Origin of the sequence: Paraconexibacter antarcticus, assembly GCF_024220175.1 — a bacterium.
GTDB classification, from domain to species: Bacteria; Actinomycetota; Thermoleophilia; order Solirubrobacterales; family Solirubrobacteraceae; genus Paraconexibacter; species Paraconexibacter antarcticus.
Genome location: NZ_CP098502.1, coordinates 3,498,960 through 3,517,037 on the forward strand (window position 1 = coordinate 3,498,960; position 18,078 = coordinate 3,517,037).

The window sequence follows — 18,078 nt, forward strand, 5'->3', positions numbered from 1 at the left end:
GGAACGCACGCACGAGCGCCGCGGAGCTGCGTCAGGAGACGGCGCGCCGCCGCAGCGGCTCGAGCCGCGTCTCCAGGGCGACGGTGAGGGCGGGCCAGTCGGCGGCGGCGAGGATGCCCTCCTCCTCGACGACGTCACGGTTCCACGGGTGCAGGATCGTCGCGGCGGCGATCCCGGAGTCGACGGCGCGCAGGAGGTTCTCCGGGCTGTCGTCGATGAGGAGGTCGATGCCGATCTCGACGCAGCGGGCGACCTTGTCGTCGCTGCAGTACAGCTCGTCGTAGGAGAGGCCGTGGTGCTCGAGCCAGCGGGCGGTCGGCTCGTGCGCGTCCGCGGACCGGTGGGTCGTGATGTGGATGAAGTGACCGGCCTCGTGCCAGCGGTTGATCGTGTCGACCGCGCCGGCGTACGGCTTGGACTTGAAGATGCTCTTCTCGCAGTGGGTCTCGGCGATGCAGACCTCGAGCTGCTCGGGCTTCAGGCGCGTGATGCCCCACGTGAACTGCTCCTCGTAGGGGAGCTCGATGCCGAAGCGCTTCTGGGCGGCCTCCGAGAGGACGTCCCAGTAGTGGTGCAGGGTCGAGTCGATGTCGATCGCGATGCGCATGCCGGGCACTATCGTAGAGGCCATGGCGAGTGTGGCCCCGGGAGCGCCGGTCCCCGATCCCGGCGCATACGGGCCGGACGGACGCTCGCCGTGGCTCGACGTGGACTGGCGTCTGCACCAGCGCTGGGTGAACGTCGCCGGAGAGCCCGTCAACGTCGTGGATCTCGGTCCCGGCGCCCCCGTTCCCGGCCCGTTCGCCGTGGAGAAGCGGCCACCGGAGGCCCTCCCGATGCTGTTCGTGCACGGACTCTCCGGGTCGTGGCAGAACTGGCTGGAGAACCTCCCGTTCTTCGCCGGGCACCACCGCGTCGTCGCGGTCGACCTCCCCGGATTCGGCGCGAGCCCCTCCCCCGCCCCCGGCGGCACCCCCGGCCGCATCTCGATCCCGGGCTACGCGGCGACCCTCGTCGGCCTGCTCGACGAGCTCGGCCTCGACCGCGCCTGCGTCGTCGGCAACTCGATGGGCGGCTTCGCGGCCCTCGAGATGGCGATGAGCGCACCGGAACGCGTCGCGGCGCTCGTCCTCGTCTCCCCCGCCGGCCTCGACGCCCGGTCCTTCCGCAACGACCGGTTCCTCGGCGTCCTGCGCCGGGCCGAGCGGCTCGTCGTCGCCGGCGGCACGATGGTCGCCACCCACGCGGACTGGGTCGCCCGGCGGGCCCGGCTGCGACGGCTGTTCATGCACCTCGCGGTCCTCCATCCCGAGCGGCTGCCGAACGCCCTGATGGCGGAGCAGATCCGTCAGGGCAACGGCAAACCGGGGTTCGTCGACGCGCTCGACGCCCTCACCGACCACGACATCGAGGACCGCCTCGGGCAGATCAGCTGCCCGACGCTCGTCTACTGGGGGACCGAGGACCGGCTCGTGCCCGTGCGGGACGCCGCGCGCTTCGGCGAGCTCATCCCGGGCGCCCACGTGGTCGTCCTCGACGAGACGGGCCACATGGCGATGCTCGAGCGCCCGTCGCACTTCAATCCCGGCGTGGCGGAGTTCCTCGCCGGGATCGGCGGCGGGAGCGGCATCGGCCCGAGCCTGCTCGCGAAGGCGGGCGTGCGCGCCCGCCCGCGCGTCAGACCAGCGTGACGGCGCCCTCGCTGGCGCTCGACACGAGCTTCGCGTATTTCGCGAGCACGCCGGTGCAGTCGACGGCCTCGGGCGCGACGTAGGCCGCGACGCGCTCGGCGATGACCTCGTCGGTGAGGTCGACGTCGAGGCGCCCGGCGTCGACGTCCATCGTGACCATGTCCCCGTCCGCGACGGCGGCGATCGGGCCGCCCTTGACGGCCTCGGGCGCGACGTGGCCGCACATGAAGCCGTGGGTCGCGCCGGAGAAGCGGCCGTCGGTGATGAGGATGACGTCCTCGCCGAGGCCGGCGCCGTTGATCGCGGCGGTGACGGCGAGCATCTCGCGCATGCCGGGACCGCCGACCGGGCCCTCGTTGCGGATGACGACCGCGTCGCCGGCCTTGATCGTGCCGTCGGCGACCGCGGCCATCGCGGCCTCCTCGCCCTCGAACACGCGGGCAGGCCCGGTGTAGAGGCGGCGGTCGTGACCGGCGAGCTTCACGACGCAGCCGCCGGGCGCGAGGTTGCCGCGCAGGACCGCCATGCCGCCGTGGGGCTTGATCGGATTGTCGAGCGGCCGGACGACCTGCTGGCCCGGGGTCTCGACCGCGGCGTCGGCGTGCTCGCCGACGGTCTTGCCGCTCACCGTGATCGCGTCGGCGTGCAGATGGCCGGCCTCGTTCAGGCGCTGGAGGGTCAGCTCGATGCCGCCCGCCTTGTGGAGGTCGACGGCGTTGAAGCGCCCGCCGGGGCTGAGGTCGCAGAGCAGCGGGACGCGGTTCAGGACGTCCGAGAAGTCGTCGATGTCGAGCGGGACGCCCATCTCGCGGGCGACGGCCAGGAGGTGCAGGACGGCGTTGGTCGAGCCGCCGCCGGTCGCGACGGTCGCGATCGCGTTCTCGAGCGACTCGCGGGTGATGATGTCCGACGGCTTCAGCCCGCGGCTGAGGAGGTCGACCATGAGCTCGCCGCACGCGTAGGCGACCTTCGCCTTCGTCGCGTCGACGGCGGGGACCATCGCCGAGCCGATCGGCGAGATGCCGAGCGCCTCGAAGGCCATCGCCATCGTGTTCGCCGTGAACTGGCCGCCGCAGGCCCCCGGGCCGGGGCTCGCGGCGATCTCGATCGCCTTGAGCTCCTCGTCGGTGATCTTGCCCGCCGCGTGCGCGCCGACCGCCTCGAAGACCTTGAGGATCGTGATCTCCTCGCCCTGGTAGGTGCCGGGGAGGATCGAGCCGCCGTAGAACATCATGCTCGGGATGTCGAGGCGGCAGAGCGCCATGACGACGCCCGGGAGCGTCTTGTCGCAGCCGGCGAGGCCGATGACGCCGTCGAAGAGGTAGCCGCGGGCCGTGAGCTCGATCGAGTCGGCGATGACCTCGCGGGAGACGAGCGACGTCTTCATCCCGCTCGTGCCCATCGTGATCCCGTCGGAGATCGCGATCGTGTTGAACTCCATCGGCGTGGCGCCGGCGGCGCGGATGCCGTCCTTGACCTGCTTGGCGAGCGCACGCAGGTGGTAGTTGCACGGCATCGTCTCGATCCACGTCGACGCGACGCCGATGATCGGCTTCGACATCGCCTCGTCGTCGAAGCCGATGGCCTGGAAGTAGGAGCGGGCCGCCGCGCGCTGGGGACCCTCGGTGAGGGCGCGGGAGCGGTGCTTGGGATCGAAGCCGTTGGTGCTCATCGTCCGGGGACCTTACCCGTCGGATGGCGTATCCCGGCCGCCGGCGCGGACGGTTCCTCCTTGGGGGCCCGACCCGCACGAACACCACGTCATCCGTGCGTTTCGTGCGCCTCCGGGCCTAGATGATTGATTCCGCGGTCTGGTCAGCTGGTGTAGTTGGCCAGGGCGCGGGTCGGGCGGCCGAGGTGGCTGTTGAGGTAGATGCCGGCGGTGAGGGCGAGCATGCGTTGCAGGACGCGGCCGCGGAGGTTGTGCAGGGTCCGGGCGCCATGGCGTTCGAGGCTGAGCAGGTCTTTGCAGGTCCAGAAGATCGACTCCACGCGTTGGCGGACCTTGGCCAGCCGTGGCGCGGTCTGGGGTTCGTCTTTGCGTGGGGGCCGTAGTAGCAGGGCTCCCATCTGCCCGATCGCGGCGGCGAAGTCGCGGCCGGAGTAGTTCTTGTCGCCGATGATCGTCTCGCCGCCACGGAGCGCGCCGGGGAGCATCGAGAGGGCGACGTCGCGTTCGGGCCGGTCGGCCCCGAGCAGCCGTAGCGCTCTGGGCGTGCCGTCCAGGCCGAAGACGCCGTGCAGGCGCATGCCGAAGAACCAGCGGGAGTGGCTGGGGCAGTAGCCGTAGGCGGCAGCGTCGGCGATCGCATCACCGAGGCGGCCCGCGCCGGCGCGCTTGACGGTCTCGCGCGAGCGCGCGGTTTCCACCGGGGTTGAGTCGATGACGACGACGTCATCCCAGTACCCCGGGCACTCGCGGGCGAGCACGGAGAGGACGTGTTCCAGCTCATCGACCAGCCGGGCGCGGCGTTTGTGCCAGCCCGACTGGCCGATCAACGACGGAAACAAGCCGGTGAGCTGCCGGCCGGCGGCGCGCAAGAACCGCCGGTCGGAGGTGATGCCCATCATCGACTGTGCGACGAGCAACGTGATGACCTCCGCGTCGCTGAGCCTGCGCCTGGCGTTCGCCGCCTTCTCAGGAAGGAGATCGTCGGCGATGCAGAACACTGTGATGAGCAGCAGGTCGAGGTCGGCGTCCAATCGAGGCCCCCAGGGTCGGCGATGGGTGTTGTGAGCACCGCCGACTTCGACCTGCCTGCTTATGTCCCCTCCAAACCCACGCCCCCAACCCAGGCGTGGAATCACTCATCTAGGCGGCGCTCGTGCCGCTCGCGCTGCGGCGCTCGCGAGCCAGGCGCGCGCGTTCCCACTCGCTCAGGCGCCACAGGTCGCGGCGGGCCTGCTTCGGGTCGACCTGGCGGCCGGGAAGGTGCATGTTCGCGCTGTCGATGAGACGCCGCTCGTCCCCGGTGAGGGCCATCCACTTCGCGAGCACGTCGTCGCTGTCGGGCAGCCGCGGGCTGCCGTAGGGGCGCGTCTCGTCCGGGAACTCCACGCAGTACTCGTTCAGCAGGTGCCGGGTCTGGGGCAGGAAGGCGACGATCGGCTTGTGCGGGTAGACGAGGTAGGCGTACGGCGCGCCCGCGTCCGTCTGGGTGCTCGCACCGGGCTCGGGGCCCTCGGCGAGGCGGCCCCACACGCGGATGAACCCGAGGTCGCGGTACATCGCCCACTCCTCCTCGTTGACGCACGAGCGCAGCAGCTGCCGGGCGCGCTGCTCGGCGCGGCGCTCGCGGCCGGGGTCGAAGCCGTCGTCCGGGACGATCTGTCGACGGGCGCGGCGCCGGTCGAGGGCTTCCCGCGTCTGCGGCCACGCGACCTCCCAGAGGAGGGCGACGATGACGATCAGGGTGGCGCTGAAGGCGAGGAGCACGGGCGACGCGGCGGCGGGCGTAACGGGCGGGTCTCGAGCTTACGCGCCTCCGGCGGCGCGCGGGAAGAAGATGACTCGCTCGGCGTCGCGCGGGATCTCGTCGAAGGCCTTGACCATCCGCGCCTCGCGGCGTCCGGAGGCAGCGGTCTGCGGCACCGCGGCCCACATGCCCTGGTCGAGCTGCGCGCGGAACTCGTCCACGAGACGCTGCTCGTCCGCGGCGACATCCAGGTCGCCTTCCGCGAGGACGACCTCACCATGCCCGGGCTTCATCCGCAGGAACCTCACCCGATCGAGTATGGCAAAGGGCACCGCCCCCGCCCACCGGTTCTGCGCCCGCTCGGGCGCCGGGCGGCCCCAGGGGAGCGCTACGACGCCAGGTCGCCGGGCCGAGCGGGCGCGCCCCGCCGCGCGGCCAGGCCGAGGACGTCGACGGGACCGGCGCCGGCCCCGACCCCGCGGAGCCCGTCGCGGACCGCGGCGGACGCCCGGGCCTTCGCCTCCCGGGCCGCCGGCACCGGCCCGAGGCCGAGCGCGAGCTGCGCCGCCAGCACCGAGGCGTGCGTGCAGCCGGAGCCGTGCGCGGCCCCGTCGGCGTGGCGCTCGCCGCGGATGCGCGTGACCGTCGTACCGTCGAAGACCGTGTCGATCGCCTCGGTCCGATGACCGCCGGTGACGACGACGACGCTCGGGCCGAGCCGGTGGATCGCGCGCGCGAGCTCCTCCGCCTCCGCGGCCTCCGCCTCGGGGGTCGCTGCGGTGGGGGTCGCTGCGGCGGGGATCGCCGCGGCGGGGCGGCGGGTGCCCTCCTCGGCGCCCTCCCGGTCCGCGCGCGGGTGGTCTGCGTGCGAGTGGTCCGCGCGTGGGTCGCCGGCGCGCGGGTGCCCGGCGAGGACCCGGGCCTCCGGCAGGTTCGGCGTGACGACGGTCGCCCGCGGCAGGATGAGCTCGACGAGCGCCGTGACCGCGCCCTCGTCCAGCAGCCGCGCGCCGGACTCCGCGACCATCACCGGGTCGACGACGACCGGGACGCCCGGATCGAGCAGCGCGAGGCCGCGCGCGACGGCTGCGGTGCTCTCGGCGCTGCCGAGCATGCCGATCTTCACCGCGGCCACGTCGAGGTCGTCGACGACCGCGGCGATCTGGGCGACGATCGCGTCGGGCGGCACCGGCCAGACGCCCGTCACCGCCAGCGTGTTCTGGGCGGTGATCGCGGTGATCGCGCTCGCCCCATGCACGCCGCACGCGGCGAAGGCCTTCAGGTCCGCCTGGATCCCGGCGCCGCCCCCGGAGTCCGACCCCGCGATCGTGAGGCAGACGGGAACGCGGGGCGGCAGGTCGGGCACGAGCCGCAGGGTAGTGGTCCGCGTCCGGTGGCTCATGATGCCGCCACGTGGCCGCCGCCGGGGGCCCGCCGGACGAGTCCGAGGAGCTCGAGCTCGAGCAGTCCGACCCGCGCCGCGTCCGCCGCCTCCGGCGTCGGCGCGCTCGCCGCGGGGCTCTCCCCGTCGAGGACCGCGGCGAGCAGGGCCTGCAGCCGCGGCTCGAGGCGCGGCGGGACGGCCGGCAGCGGGGCGCGCCCTTCGCCGAGGACGAGGTCCAGGGCGTCGGCGGGCTCGAGGATCACCGCAGCGCCCTGGGCGAGCAGCTGGTTGGACCCGCGCGTGCGCGGGCTCCCCGCCCGGCCGGGGACCGCGCCGATGTCGCGTCCGAGGTCGGCCGCGAAGTCGGCGGTGATGAGCGACCCGGAGCGCTCGGCCGCCTCCACGACGACCGTCGCACGGCCGAGCGCGGCGATGATCCGGTTCCTCGCCGGGAAGGCCCAGCGCCACGGGGTCGTGCCCGGGGGCAGCTCGGAGACGACGAGCTGCTCCGCCACGAGCCGGCGGTGGACGGCCGCGACGCTCAACGGGTACGCCCGCTCGGGACCGCAGGCGAGCACGGCGACCGTCGGGCCGCCCGCCTCCAGGGCGCCGCGATGCGCGGCCGCGTCGATGCCCATCGCCATCCCGCTGACGACGGTCACGCCGGCGGCGGCCATCCCGCGGCCGAGGAAGCGGGAGAAGGCCTCGGCCTCCGGGAGCGGTCGCCGGGTGCCGACGATCGCGACGGCCGGCGGCCCGCCCTCCACGGAGCCGGCGAGCCCGGTGAGCAGCGACGGGTCGCCGGAGGCGAAGAGGACCGCCGGCGCGTCGGGACCGGTCCGCAGCCGCTCGGGGTAGCGCGGGTCATGACGACAGACGGCCGCGACGCCCGCCGCCGCCCAGCGGGCCCGGAGCCCTGCTGTGTCGACGCCCTCCCGGCGTTCGCGCAGGCTCGAGGCGCCTTCCCCGCCGAGCGACGCGATGAGCGTCTCGTCGGGCAGGGCGAGGACGTCGCGGAGCGGGCGGCGCGAGCGCCAGGCGTACTCGAGGTTGCCGGCCAGTGCGGCGATGAGCCAGGCCCGGCGGGCGCACGGGTCGCAGGGCAGGGTCGTGACGGGCTCGAGCGCGCTCATGCCGCCGCCTCCGTCTCGGCGCCGGCGTCCCCGCGCAGGGCGAGAGCGGAGAGCAGATGCGCCTCGTCGACGGTCTCGGCGCCGGCGAGGTCCGCGACCGTGCGGGCGACGCGCAGCACCCGATGGCGTCCTCGCGCGGACAGCAGCCCGCGCTCGTAGACCCGCGCGAGCAGCCGGTCGGCGCCGTCGTCCAGCCGCAGGTGCCGGCGGAGCAGGCGCGCGTCCATGTGGGCGTTGCAGGCGACGCCGGTGCCCGCGAGCCGGACCGCCTGCCGCTCGCGCGCGGCGGCGACGCGGTCGCGCTCGGAGGCCGACGTCCGCAGCGACGGCGCCTGCAGCTCGCCGGCGGTCGGCCGGTCCACGCGGACGGCGAGGTCGATCCGATCCAGGAGCGGACCGCTGAGCCGGCGCGTGTGACGGTCGTGCTCCGCGACGCTGCAGCGGCACCGCGGGGTGCCGCCGAAGCCGCACGGGCACGGGTTCGTGGCCGCGACGAGCATCGTCCGGCACGGGAAGAGGACGCTCTGCTGGCCGCGGACGACGAGCACCCGACCGTCCTCGAGCGGCTGGCGCAGCGCCTCCAGGGCGCCACGCGGGAACTCCGAGAGCTCGTCGAGGAAGAGGACGCCGTGGTGGGCGAGCGTCACCTCGCCGGGCCTCGGGATCGACCCGCCGCCGACGAGGCCGGCCATCGAGATCGAGTGGTGCGGCGCCCGGAACGGCCGCGTGCACAGGAGCTCGTCGGTCACGCCGACGCCCGCGATCGACGCGATGCGGGTGACCTCGAGGGCCTCCTGCGGCCCGAGCGGCGGCAGGATCGACGGAAGTCTGCGGGCGAGCATCGTCTTGCCGGTGCCGGGTGGCCCGCTGAACAGCAGGTTGTGCCCGCCGGCCGCGGCGATCGTCACGGCCTCCAGCGACTCGGCGTGACCGCGGACGTCGGCGAGGTCGGGGAGCAGCTCGACGACGCGGGCCCGGTCCCCGTCCTCACCGGCACGGGACGGCGCGGCGCGGCCGGCGAGGATCTCGACGACGGCGCGCAGGTTGGCGGCCCCGACCCCGTCGACGCCTTCGAGGAGGCTTGCCTCCCCCACCCGGTCCGGCGCGACGAGCAGCCGCCGCAGGCCCGCGTCACGGGCACCCTCGGCGACGACGAGCGTGCCCCGGGCGGCCCGGACCTCGCCGCCGAGGCGCAGCTCGCCGTGGACCGCGATGTCCGCGAGGGCGTCGGGCGCGATGCACCCGATGCACGCGAGGACGCCGCAGGCGATCGCGAGGTCGAACCCGGGGCCGCTCTTCTGCAGCCCGGCCGGCGCGAGGTTCACCGTGATGCGCTTCTGCGGGAACTCGAAGCCGGAGTTGGCGACGGCGGCCGCCACCCGTTCGCGGGCCTCGCGGACGGACCGGTCGCCGAGACCGACGATCGTGAACGACGGCAGCCCGGGCCGGATGTCGACCTCGACGTCGACGCGACGGGGATCGATGCCGATGAGGGCGAAGGTCGTGATGCGGGTGAGCACGGCGGGGACGCTAGGTCCGGCCGCTGTGACGTCTCAACCACACACCTGTGCGCTCTTCGTGCGTGCGGGCGCGCAGTCTCCGAACAGGAACGGGGTAGCGCTGTCGCAGGTGTCCGCCGCACCATCGACGCATGTCCACCGATCTGCGCCGCACCCTCGGAGCCCATGGCGAGGACCTCGCCGCCGCCCACCTCGAGCGGCTCGGCCACGTCATCGTCGCGCGCAACCACCGCACCCGTTTCGGCGAGCTCGACCTCGTGACGAGCGTCGGCGGCACGCTCGTGTTCGTGGAGGTGAAGACGCGCCGCGAGAGCCGGCACGGGTCGCCGTGGGACGCGCTCCACGAGCGCAAGCGGGCGCAGGTGAGACGGATGGCCGCGGCCTACCTCAGCGAGGTGACCGACCGCCCGGCCGCCCGCGAGATCCGCTTCGACGCGATCGGCATCGTCATCGACCCGCAGGGCCGCCTCTGCCGGCTCGACCACCTCGAGGGCGCGTTCTGATGCCGGCGGGCGGCGGGACGCGGCCGGGGTGCCGGAGCGTCGCGAAGCACGAGGGACCACCGCGGCGGCCGCCGGGCCGCGCTCTCCGGCCGCCGGGCCGCGCTCCCCGGCCGCCCGGCGCGCTGCTCAGAGGGCGAGCTGCTGGTACGCCGTCGACTGGAAGCTCATGCGGTGCAGCGGCGAGACGCCGTGGCGCTGGATCGCGTCGCGGTGGACGGGCGTTGAGTAGCCCATGTGCTCGGCGAAGTGCCAGCCCGGGTGGAGCGCGTCGGCGCGGACCATGAACCGGTCGCGCGAGACCTTGGCGAGGATCGAGGCGGCGGCGATGGCCGCGCTCGTCGCGTCGCCGTCGACGATGGCGCGCTGCTCGCGCCCGAAGTCGGGGACCCGGAAGCCGTCGACGAGGCAGAGGACGCTGCCCGCGGGGATGCCGTCGCTCACGCGCTCGAGGGCGTCGCGGAGGGCGTCGAGGTTCGTCCGGTGCAGGCCGCGCGCGTCGATCGACTCGGCGCTGCGGGACACGACGACCGACCGCATCGCGCAGCGGAGGACGAGCGGGTACAGCCGCTCGCGGGCCTCGGGCGTGTGCTGCTTGGAGTCGTTCAGCAGCGAGAGGGCGCGGACCTCGCGGACGCCGAGGGCGTGGAGGTCGAAGAGGACGCCGGCGGCGACGAGCGGCCCGGCCAGGCAGCCGCGGCCGGCCTCGTCGGCTCCGGCGACGTACCGGACGCCGAGGCGGCGGTCGTGCTGGAAGAGCCGGCGGCCCGCCGGGCGCTTGCGGCGGCCCTTCGGCTTCGGCGCGCGGCGGGCCTTGCCGGGGACGACGGCGCCCGCGGGCGTCACGTCGCTAGAAGATGCCGATGCGCTTCGGGGGCCAGTAGGTGGCGAAGGCGCCACCGATGATCCATCCGCGGGGAACAGGGCCCCAGAAGCGACTGTCGTCGGACTGGCCACGATTGTCGCCCATCATGAAGTAGTGCCCGGCGGGAATCTTGATCGGCTTGGGGAAGTTGCACTCATCGGTCCCCGTGCAGGGGTTGATGAAGGGCTCCTTCGCGCGCTTGCCGTTGCGGATGACGTGCCCGTCGACGATCGCGATCGTGTCGCCGGGACCGGCGACGACGCGCTTGATGAAGTTCACCGAGTCCTTCTTCGGCGTCTCCTGGTCGCAGGCCTGGCCGGCGACCCGGATCTTGGCGCCGCAGGTCTGCGTGGACGCGCCGACGGGCGGGTGGAAGACGACGATCTCGCCGATCTCCGGATCGGAGAACCGGTTGCCGATGCGGTTGACGAGGACCCGCTGACCGACCGTCAGGGTCGGGACCATCGACTCGCTGGGGATCCGGTACGGCTTGACGAGGAACGCCTGGATGCCGAGCGCGAGGCCCAGCGCCACGGCGACGATGACGACGAGCTCGACCAGCGAGCTCGTCGTGGACTTCTCGCCCTTGGTCACGCCTCGGCGTTACCGTCGGCCGGGGCATCGCCCTCGGCCTCGGCCACCGGCTCACCCGCGGGAGCGTCTTCGGCGGGAGCGTCCGTGGCCGGCGCGTCGGCCTCGGCGGCGGGCGCCTCGGCGACTTCGGCCTCGGCGGCAGCGGCGTCCGCGGCGGCCTGGGCCTCCGCAGCCTCGGCGGCCTGCGCCTCGGCGGCGGCCTCCGCGGCCGCGGCCTCGGCGGCCGGGTCGTGGATGAGACCCGGGACGACGACCTGCTCGGGCCCGGTGTAGCGACGCTCGCGGACGCGGGCGCTCTTGCCGACGCGATCGCGCAGGTAGTAGAGCTTCGCGCGGCGGACGTCACCGCGGGCGGCGACCTCGATCTTCTCGATCTTCGGCGAGTGCAGCGGGAACGTGCGCTCCACGCCGACGCCGAACGACTGCTTGCGGACGGTGAACGTCTCGCGGGCGCCGTGGCCCTGGCGCTTGATGACGATCCCCTCGAAGACCTGGGTCCGCTTGCGCGTGCCCTCGATCACCTGGAAGTGGACCTTGACGCGGTCACCCGGCTGGAACACGGGGACGCGGCGCAGCTGCGCGCGCTCGAGGGACTCAATGACAGTGCTCATAAGGAGGAGAAGGGGAAGGCGTTTAGCGCGGGCGTGCGGGGTCGCACTGGGCCGGCGCGCGGACTGGTGATGGTAGCGGACCGACCTCGGCCGGCGCGCCGCGACCCCTGGTGACCGCCGGCCTCACGGTCACCGTGACGTTCCGCGGCGCAGCCGAGGAACTCGCTAGGGAGTCGAGTCCCCCGGGCGGGACTCCCCGCGCTCGGCGCTCCGCGCCCGCCGCCAGTTGCGGATCTCCTCGTGGTGCCCGGAGAGCAGCACGTCGGGGACCGACCAGCCGCGGTAGTCCGCCGGCCGCGTGTAGTGCGGGTACTCGGGGTTGCCGCCGAGCGCGGCGCTGAAGGACTCCTCGACGGCCGAGTCGGCGTGGCCGAGGGCGCCCGGCAGCTTCCGGATGACGGCGTCCGCGACGGTCATCGCGGCGAGCTCGCCCCCGCTGAGGACGTAGCGCCCGACCGAGAGCGTGTCGGAGGCGTAGTGCTGGACGATCCGCTCGTCGAAGCCCTCGTACCGACCGCAGAGCAGGGTGATCGCGGGCTCGGCAGCGAGCTCGTCGACGTAGGCGTCGTCGAGGACCCGGCCGCCCGGCGTGAGCGCGATGACCCGCCGCTGAAGCTTCAGGTCGACGGGATCCATGTTGTAGAAGGCCCGCAGGGCGGCGTCCATGACGTCGACGCGCAGGACCATCCCGGCGCCGCCGCCGAAGGGCGTGTCGTCGACCTGGCCGCCGGTGAGCGGTGTGTGCTCGCGCGGGTTCATGCAGCGCAGCTCCAGGCCGTCGCGCATGGCGTTGCCGACGTGCCGCTGGGTGCGGAACCAGTCGAACCATTCGGGGAACAGGGTCACGACATCGAGCTGCTTCACGTCTTCAGTCCTCGCCGAGGAACGCCAGGTTGATGTCGATGCGGCTGCTCGCGACGTCGACGCTGCGCACGCAGTCCTTCACGAGCGGGATGAGCCGGTCGGGCCCGCCGTCGGTGCGCGGGACGACGAGCGCCTCGCAGGAGGGCAGGCCGAGCAGCTCGTTGACGTGCCCGACCTCCACGCCGGCCTCGAGGTCGACGACGGCGCAGCCGACGAGGTCGGTCGCGTACCACTCGTCCTCGGCGAGCGGGGCGGCCGCGGCCCGCGGCACGAGCAGCGCCTGCCCGCGGATCGCCTCGACGGCCTCGCGGTCGGAGACGCCGGCGAGGCGCAGGATCGGCTTCGCGTCGGTGCCGGAGCGGCGGACGATCTCCGCCTCGTCCTCCCCCGTCCCCACGCGCACGACCTCGCCGGCGCGCAGGAGCGCCGGGCGTGGCCCCGTGACATAGAAGGAGCCGTCGAGGCCGTGGGGGCGCCCGACGCGCCCGGCCTCGAGCCACTCGGATGCGGGGGTGCTCACCGGGTCGTCAGTCGACGATGTCGACGAGCACGCGGCGCTGCTGGGGAACGGCCGACGCCTTGAGGACGGTGCGCAGCGCGTTCGCGGTGCGGCCGCCGCGGCCGATGACCCGGCCGTAGTCGTCCGGGCCGACGGACAGCTCGAGGACGATCGTGCCGTCCTCCTCGTCGAAGCGCTCGACGGCCACCTGCTCGGGATCGTCCACGAGCTGGCGGGCCAGGTGTTCGAGCAGCTCCTCCATGGGGATGGGGCTAGGAGATGCCCTGGGTGCGCATGAGCTTGCGCACGGAGTTGGACGGCTGGGCGCCCTTGGCGATCCACTCGCGGATGCGGTCCTCCTTGAGGACGATCGTCGACGGCTCGGTCTGGGCGTTGTACTGCCCGACCGTCTCGATGATGCGCCCGTCGCGCGGGGAGCGCCCGTCGCAGACGACGACGCGCCAAACGGGATCCTTGTGCCCACCCACGCGGGTGAGGCGAAGTCGAACTGCCACGTGTTTCCTCTCGAAGACTGCGAATGACCTACGAAAACCGACCAGGGAGGGTAGCGGGCCGCGCGCCGGAGCGCCTAGCGGCCCTGCCGCATGAGCGCCGCCATGTCGGGCATCTTGCCCTTGCCGACCTGCTTCATGACCTTGCGCATCTGCGCGAACTGCTTCACGAGCTGGTTGACCTGCTGGACGCTGACGCCGGAGCCCTTCGCGATCCGCAGACGCCGCGAGCCCTTGATGAGCTCGGGCCGGCGGCGCTCCTCCCTCGTCATCGAGAGGATGATCGCCTCGACGCGGTCCATCTCGCGCTCGTCGACCTTCATCCCCTTCAGCTGCTGCCCGGCGAAGCCCGGGATCATCCCGAGCAGCGACGTCAGCGGGCCCATCTTGCGGATCATCTTCAGCTGCTGGAGGAAGTCCTCGAGCGTGAAGTCGTTCTGGCGGAGCTTGCGCTCCATCTCGGCGGCCTGGTCGGCGTCGAACTGCTCGCCCGCCTTCTCGATGAACGAGAGGACGTCCCCCATGCCGAGGATCCGCTGGGCCATGCGGTCGGGGTGGAACCGCTCGAACTGGTCGAGCTTCTCGCCCGTCGACGCGAAGAGGATCGGCTTGCCCGTGACCGCCTTGACGCTCAGCGCCGCGCCGCCGCGGGCGTCGCCGTCGAGCTTGGACATGATGACGCCGTCGAAGTTCACGGCGGCGCCGAACTGCTCGGCGACATTCACCGCGTCCTGACCGGTCATCGCGTCGACGACGAGGAGGATGTTGTGCGGCCGCACCGCGGTGCGGATGTTCTTCAGCTCCTCCATGAGCTTCTCGTCGACGTGCAGGCGGCCCGAGGTGTCGACGATGAGGACGTCCTTGCCGTCCTGCTTGGCCTGGTCGAGCGCCCAGCGCGCGATGTCGACGGGGTCGCGGTCGGTGCCCTGCTCGTAGACGGTCGCGCCGACCTGGCCGCCGACCTTGACGAGCTGGTCGACCGCGGCCGGCCGGTAGACGTCGCAGGCCGCGACGCCGACGGACGAGCCGTGCTCCTTCTGGAGGAACTTCGCGAGCTTCGCGGTGGCGGTCGTCTTGCCCGAGCCCTGCAGGCCGGCCATGAGGATGACCGTCGGCGGGCGGGGCGAGAAGACGATGTCCCCGCTCTGGCCGCCCATGAGGGCCTCGAGCTCCTCGTGGACGATCTTCACGACCTGCTGGCCGGGGTTCAGCTGGCCGACGATGTCGGCGCCCATGCACCGCTCGCGGACGGTGTTCGTGAACTCCTTGACGACCTTGAAGTTGACGTCCGCCTCCAGGAGGGCGAGGCGGATCTCCCGCATGGCCTTCTTGATGTCGTCCTCGGTCAGCGTGCCGCGGCCACGGACGTCGGCCAGGGTCGCCTGGAGCTTCTCGGAGAGGGCGTCGAACATCGGACGGTCAGTCTACGGCGTGCGCGTCCGGTGCCTGGCCGTCCGCCGGCGCCGGCGGCCCGACGGCCGGCGGTGCGGGCGCCGCCGGTGGCGCCGGTGGTGCCGGCGGAGGCGCCGGTGGTGCCGGCGGAGGCGTCACGGCCTTCGCGACCGCGCCGCCGATGTTGCCGAGGGCCTGGCTGAACTCGCTCGGGATGATGAAGAGCTTGTTCGCCTCGCCGCGCGCGAGCTGCGGCAGCATCTGGAGGTACTGGTAGCTCAGGAGCGCCTCGTCGGGCGCACCCTCGTGGATCGCCTTGAAGACCGTGTCGATGGCCTTCGCCTCGCCCTCGGCGCGCAGGATCGCCGACTGCTTGGCGCCCTCGGCCTTCAGGACCGACGACTGCTTCTCACCCTCGGCGGTGAGGATCGCCGACTGCTTGACGCCCTCGGCCGTGAGGATCGAGGCGCGGCGGTCGCGCTCGGCGCGCATCTGCTTCTCCATCGCCTCCTGGATCGAGGCCGGCGGGTCGACCGACTTGATCTCGACGCGATTGATGCGGATGCCCCACTTGCCGGTCGCCTCGTCGAGGACGACGCGCAGCTTCGAGTTGATCTCGTCGCGCGAGGTCAGCGTCTGCTCGAGCGTCAGGCCGCCGATGACGTTGCGCAGCGTCGTGACCGTGAGCTGCTCGATCGCCTGTAGCGGGTTGGCGATCTCGTAGGCCGCCGACTTCGGGTCGGTGATCGTGAAGTACAGGACCGTGTCCACGCCGATCGAGACGTTGTCCTCGGTGATGACCGGCTGCGGCGGGAAGGCGACGACCTGCTCGCGCAGATCGATGAGCGGCTTCACCTTGTCGATGAACGGGACGACGATCGTCAGGCCCGGGGTAAGCGTGCGGCTGTAGCGGCCGAGCCGCTCGACGACGCCGGCGCGGGCCTGCGGGACGACCCGGACGGTCCGGGACGCGACGTAGACGATGAAGAGCAACAGGACGACGGCGACGATGAGACCGGCCATGGCTACGGCTCCTTCGGATGGGGCGGGGTGACGACGGACGGACCGGCGTGAGGCACCGGTCAAGCCTCGCTGACGTACGCGGTGGCGCCGCGGATCTCCACGACCTGCACGCGGGACCCGGCGGGGATGAGCTGGTCCTCGTCGCTCGCGCGGGCGGTCCACACCTCGCCGCCGATCTTCACGCTCCCGAGGCCGCCGTCGCTTGCGATCTCCTCGAGCACGAGCGCGCGCTGGCCGATGAGGGCGTCGGTCCCGGTGCGAGCGAGTGCGGGCATCTCGGTGTGCCGGCGGGCGATCGGGCGGACGAAGACGAAGAGGACGACGGACGCGATGAGCAGCGTCGCGATCGAGGCGGCGGTGGGGCCGCCCGCGCCGTCGACCGCAGCGGCGAGAAGGCACGCGATCGCGAAGGGCGCGAGGTAGAAACTCGTATTGGCGATCTCCCCCGCACCGAGGAGGCAGCCGGCGATGACGAACACCACCCACAGATCCATGTACGACGGAGCGTAGCCCCTCTGGAGGGCGTCGTCGGCCGCCCGGGCGCCGACCGGTGCGACAGGTCAGTCGCCGCGGGACAGCAGGGCGGCCGCGAAGTCGTCCGCGTCGAACGGCCGCAGGTCCTCGAGGGCCTCGCCGATCCCGATGAGCTTCACCGGGATCCCGGTCTCCGCGGCGATCGCGAGCGCGATGCCGCCCTTCGCGGTGCCGTCGAGCTTCGTCAGGACGATCCCGTCGACCGGGACCGCCTGCGAGAAGAGCTGCGCTTGGCGCAGCCCGTTCTGCCCGGTGGTGGAGTCCACCGTGAGGAGCGTCTCGTGCGGCGCGTCCGCGAGCTGCTTGCCGATCACGCGCCGGATCTTCGCGAGCTCCTCCATGAGGTGGTCCTGATTGTGCAGGCGCCCGGCGGTGTCGACGATGACGACGTCGGCACCGATCTCGCGGCCGCGCTTGACCGCCTCGAATGCGACCGAGCCCGGGTCCGAGCCCTCGGGGCCCTTGACGATCTCGCAGCCGGCGCGGACCGACCACTGCTCGAGCTGCTCGACGGCGGCGGCCCGGAAGGTGTCGGCGGCGCCGAGGACGACGGTCAGCCCGAGCTCCTTCTGCAGGTGCCACGCGAGCTTGCCGATCGTCGTCGTCTTGCCGGTGCCGTTGACGCCGATGGTCATGATCACCGTCGGGCCGTGGCTCACGTCGATGCGGCCGTCCCCCGTCCGCGCGATGTCGGCGAGCAGCTCGGTGAGCCGCTGCGACAGCGCCTCGCCGCCGACGAGCCCGCCCTCGGTCGCCTCCTGCTCCAGTTGCCCGACGACCTTCGCGGTCGTCTGGGCGCCGACGTCGGCCATGATGAGCGCCTCCTCCAGACGCTCCCAGGTGTCCTCGTCGATGTCGCCCTCGAAGAGCGTCGCCTGCAGCTCGGCCCCGAGCGCCTCGCGCGTCTTGGCCATGTTCTCGCGCAGCCGCTTGAAGAAGCGGCGCTTCTTCTCGGGCGCGGCGGCCGCCTCCTCGGCGGAGGCCGCGGCGGTGACGCCGGCCTTCGTGATGAACAGGTCGTTCCAGTCGCGGGCCATCTGCTGCGCGAAGATACCCCTATGCGCCTGACCGTCGAGTTCCGCCCCGCCGCCGTCGACTCCGGGGAGGGACGCGAGCTCGCCGGCGCGATGGCCGCCGAGATCGCCGAGATCTACGACGGCCTCGTGCTCGACGGCCCGGACATGCCGAAGGCGGGTGCCGCCGAGCTCGGCCCGCCCGGCGGCACGTTCCTCGTCGGCTGGGCCGGTGAGGAGGCCGTCTGCTGCGGTGGCGTGAAGCGCCTGCCCGACGGCACGTGCGAGATCAAGCGCATGTACGTCGCGCCCGCCGCCCGCGGTCAGGGCGTCGCGCGCCAGCTCCTCCACGCCCTCGAGGACGCGGCCCGGGCGCTCGGGTACACCGTGGCGCGGCTCGACACCGGCCCGAAGCAGCCGCACGCCAGGACGCTCTACGAGTCCGAGGGCTACACCGAGATCGCGAACTTCAACCAGAACCCGATCGCGACGTACTTCGCCGAGAAGGCCCTGTAGGGCGGGCGGGC

Annotated in this window: 22 protein-coding genes; 3 read left to right on the forward strand and 19 right to left on the reverse strand. The window is 73.0% G+C overall.

Annotated elements, in window-relative coordinates:
• Positions 1-31: 31 nt before the first annotated feature.
• On the reverse strand, positions 32-607 hold the full coding sequence (locus NBH00_RS17115; protein ID WP_254569808.1) for a 5' nucleotidase, NT5C type: 576 nt from the start codon (positions 605-607) through the stop codon (positions 32-34).
• A gap of 22 nt (positions 608-629) precedes the next feature.
• Between NBH00_RS17115 and NBH00_RS17120 the strand changes: the two genes are divergently transcribed.
• Entirely contained in the window at positions 630-1,691 is a 1,062-nt protein-coding gene (locus NBH00_RS17120) for an alpha/beta fold hydrolase (RefSeq protein ID WP_254569809.1), read from the forward strand.
• On the opposite strand, the gene ilvD is transcribed toward NBH00_RS17120, so the two are convergent.
• From ilvD to NBH00_RS17155, 7 genes are all read right to left on the reverse strand, one after another.
• A complete protein-coding gene (ilvD, locus tag NBH00_RS17125) occupies positions 1,678-3,363 on the reverse strand; it encodes a dihydroxy-acid dehydratase (RefSeq protein ID WP_254569810.1) in 1,686 nt (561 codons plus the stop codon). The two genes, NBH00_RS17120 and ilvD, sit on opposite strands and share 14 nt — an antisense overlap.
• Positions 3,364-3,506: 143 nt before the next feature.
• Complete coding sequence (locus NBH00_RS17130; protein ID WP_254569811.1) at positions 3,507-4,394, reverse strand: transposase; 888 nt, start codon at positions 4,392-4,394, stop codon at positions 3,507-3,509.
• A gap of 109 nt (positions 4,395-4,503) precedes the next feature.
• Positions 4,504-5,127 carry a hypothetical protein gene (locus tag NBH00_RS17135; RefSeq protein WP_254569812.1) on the reverse strand — a complete coding sequence of 208 codons (624 nt, stop codon included), beginning with the start codon at positions 5,125-5,127 and terminating at the stop codon, positions 4,504-4,506.
• Positions 5,128-5,166: 39 nt separating this feature from the next.
• Positions 5,167-5,400 carry a hypothetical protein gene (locus NBH00_RS17140; protein WP_254569813.1) on the reverse strand — a complete coding sequence of 78 codons (234 nt, stop codon included), beginning with the start codon at positions 5,398-5,400 and terminating at the stop codon, positions 5,167-5,169.
• A gap of 95 nt (positions 5,401-5,495) precedes the next feature.
• On the reverse strand, positions 5,496-6,509 hold the full coding sequence (gene thiD / locus NBH00_RS17145) for a bifunctional hydroxymethylpyrimidine kinase/phosphomethylpyrimidine kinase (RefSeq protein WP_437126592.1): 1,014 nt from the start codon (positions 6,507-6,509) through the stop codon (positions 5,496-5,498).
• Positions 6,506-7,624: a DNA-processing protein DprA gene (gene dprA / locus NBH00_RS17150; RefSeq protein WP_254569815.1), complete on the reverse strand. Its 1,119-nt coding sequence runs from the start codon at positions 7,622-7,624 to the stop codon at positions 6,506-6,508. The genes thiD and dprA overlap by 4 nt, the downstream gene beginning before the upstream one ends.
• Entirely contained in the window at positions 7,621-9,144 is a 1,524-nt protein-coding gene (locus NBH00_RS17155) for a YifB family Mg chelatase-like AAA ATPase (protein WP_254569816.1), read from the reverse strand. Before NBH00_RS17155 ends, dprA begins: the two co-directional genes overlap by 4 nt.
• Positions 9,145-9,275: 131 nt before the next feature.
• Between NBH00_RS17155 and NBH00_RS17160 the strand changes: the two genes are divergently transcribed.
• Positions 9,276-9,647, forward strand: coding sequence for a YraN family protein (locus tag NBH00_RS17160; protein WP_254569817.1), 372 nt, complete (start codon positions 9,276-9,278; stop codon positions 9,645-9,647).
• Between the two features lie 126 nt (positions 9,648-9,773).
• On the opposite strand, the gene rnhB is transcribed toward NBH00_RS17160, so the two are convergent.
• The 11 genes from rnhB to ftsY form a co-directional block, all read right to left on the reverse strand.
• On the reverse strand, positions 9,774-10,490 hold the full coding sequence (gene rnhB, locus NBH00_RS17165) for a ribonuclease HII (RefSeq protein WP_254569818.1): 717 nt from the start codon (positions 10,488-10,490) through the stop codon (positions 9,774-9,776).
• 4 nt (positions 10,491-10,494) lie between these two features.
• A complete protein-coding gene (gene lepB / locus NBH00_RS17170) occupies positions 10,495-11,103 on the reverse strand; it encodes a signal peptidase I (RefSeq protein ID WP_254569819.1) in 609 nt (202 codons plus the stop codon).
• On the reverse strand, positions 11,100-11,714 hold the full coding sequence (gene rplS / locus NBH00_RS25560; RefSeq protein ID WP_367401260.1) for a 50S ribosomal protein L19: 615 nt from the start codon (positions 11,712-11,714) through the stop codon (positions 11,100-11,102). Before rplS ends, lepB begins: the two co-directional genes overlap by 4 nt.
• Positions 11,715-11,879: 165 nt before the next feature.
• Complete coding sequence (trmD, locus tag NBH00_RS17180; protein ID WP_254569820.1) at positions 11,880-12,578, reverse strand: tRNA (guanosine(37)-N1)-methyltransferase TrmD; 699 nt, start codon at positions 12,576-12,578, stop codon at positions 11,880-11,882.
• A 4-nt stretch (positions 12,579-12,582) separates the two neighbouring features.
• Positions 12,583-13,098 carry a ribosome maturation factor RimM gene (gene rimM, locus NBH00_RS17185; RefSeq protein WP_254569821.1) on the reverse strand — a complete coding sequence of 172 codons (516 nt, stop codon included), beginning with the start codon at positions 13,096-13,098 and terminating at the stop codon, positions 12,583-12,585.
• A 7-nt stretch (positions 13,099-13,105) separates the two neighbouring features.
• The gene (locus NBH00_RS17190) at positions 13,106-13,339 is read right to left on the reverse strand and encodes a KH domain-containing protein (RefSeq protein ID WP_254569822.1); all 234 of its coding nucleotides are present in this window, start codon (positions 13,337-13,339) and stop codon (positions 13,106-13,108) included.
• A 10-nt stretch (positions 13,340-13,349) separates the two neighbouring features.
• The gene (rpsP, locus tag NBH00_RS17195; protein ID WP_302182646.1) at positions 13,350-13,592 is read right to left on the reverse strand and encodes a 30S ribosomal protein S16; all 243 of its coding nucleotides are present in this window, start codon (positions 13,590-13,592) and stop codon (positions 13,350-13,352) included.
• Positions 13,593-13,666: 74 nt separating this feature from the next.
• The gene (gene ffh, locus NBH00_RS17200) at positions 13,667-15,001 is read right to left on the reverse strand and encodes a signal recognition particle protein (protein ID WP_254569824.1); all 1,335 of its coding nucleotides are present in this window, start codon (positions 14,999-15,001) and stop codon (positions 13,667-13,669) included.
• Between the two features lie 7 nt (positions 15,002-15,008).
• Positions 15,009-16,004 (reverse strand): SPFH domain-containing protein, encoded by a 996-nt coding sequence (locus tag NBH00_RS17205; RefSeq protein WP_254569825.1) that lies wholly within the window; start codon positions 16,002-16,004, stop codon positions 15,009-15,011.
• A 59-nt stretch (positions 16,005-16,063) separates the two neighbouring features.
• On the reverse strand, positions 16,064-16,498 hold the full coding sequence (locus tag NBH00_RS17210; protein ID WP_254569826.1) for an NfeD family protein: 435 nt from the start codon (positions 16,496-16,498) through the stop codon (positions 16,064-16,066).
• Positions 16,499-16,564: 66 nt separating this feature from the next.
• Positions 16,565-17,575, reverse strand: coding sequence for a signal recognition particle-docking protein FtsY (gene ftsY, locus NBH00_RS17215; RefSeq protein WP_254569827.1), 1,011 nt, complete (start codon positions 17,573-17,575; stop codon positions 16,565-16,567).
• Between the two features lie 21 nt (positions 17,576-17,596).
• Between ftsY and NBH00_RS17220 the strand changes: the two genes are divergently transcribed.
• Positions 17,597-18,067, forward strand: a complete 471-nt coding sequence (locus NBH00_RS17220; RefSeq protein ID WP_254569828.1) for a GNAT family N-acetyltransferase — start codon at positions 17,597-17,599, stop codon at positions 18,065-18,067.
• Positions 18,068-18,078: the final 11 nt, after the last annotated feature.

Bases quoted from the DNA above. Each gene is read 5' to 3' on its own strand.
- NBH00_RS17115 (WP_254569808.1), bottom strand. From the start codon at position 607: ATGCGCATCGCGATCGACATCGACTCGACCCTGCACCACTACTGGGAC.
- NBH00_RS17120 (WP_254569809.1), top strand. From the start codon at position 630: ATGGCGAGTGTGGCCCCGGGAGCGCCGGTCCCCGATCCCGGCGCATAC.
- ilvD (WP_254569810.1), bottom strand. From the start codon at position 3,363: ATGAGCACCAACGGCTTCGATCCCAAGCACCGCTCCCGCGCCCTCACC.
- NBH00_RS17140 (WP_254569813.1), bottom strand. From the start codon at position 5,400: ATGAAGCCCGGGCATGGTGAGGTCGTCCTCGCGGAAGGCGACCTGGAT.
- thiD (WP_437126592.1), bottom strand. From the start codon at position 6,509: ATGAGCCACCGGACGCGGACCACTACCCTGCGGCTCGTGCCCGACCTG.
- dprA (WP_254569815.1), bottom strand. From the start codon at position 7,624: ATGAGCGCGCTCGAGCCCGTCACGACCCTGCCCTGCGACCCGTGCGCC.
- NBH00_RS17160 (WP_254569817.1), top strand. From the start codon at position 9,276: ATGTCCACCGATCTGCGCCGCACCCTCGGAGCCCATGGCGAGGACCTC.
- rplS (WP_367401260.1), bottom strand. From the start codon at position 11,714: ATGAGCACTGTCATTGAGTCCCTCGAGCGCGCGCAGCTGCGCCGCGTC.
- NBH00_RS17190 (WP_254569822.1), bottom strand. From the start codon at position 13,339: ATGGAGGAGCTGCTCGAACACCTGGCCCGCCAGCTCGTGGACGATCCC.
- ffh (WP_254569824.1), bottom strand. From the start codon at position 15,001: ATGTTCGACGCCCTCTCCGAGAAGCTCCAGGCGACCCTGGCCGACGTC.
- NBH00_RS17205 (WP_254569825.1), bottom strand. From the start codon at position 16,004: ATGGCCGGTCTCATCGTCGCCGTCGTCCTGTTGCTCTTCATCGTCTAC.
- NBH00_RS17210 (WP_254569826.1), bottom strand. From the start codon at position 16,498: ATGGATCTGTGGGTGGTGTTCGTCATCGCCGGCTGCCTCCTCGGTGCG.
- ftsY (WP_254569827.1), bottom strand. From the start codon at position 17,575: ATGGCCCGCGACTGGAACGACCTGTTCATCACGAAGGCCGGCGTCACC.
- NBH00_RS17220 (WP_254569828.1), top strand. From the start codon at position 17,597: ATGCGCCTGACCGTCGAGTTCCGCCCCGCCGCCGTCGACTCCGGGGAG.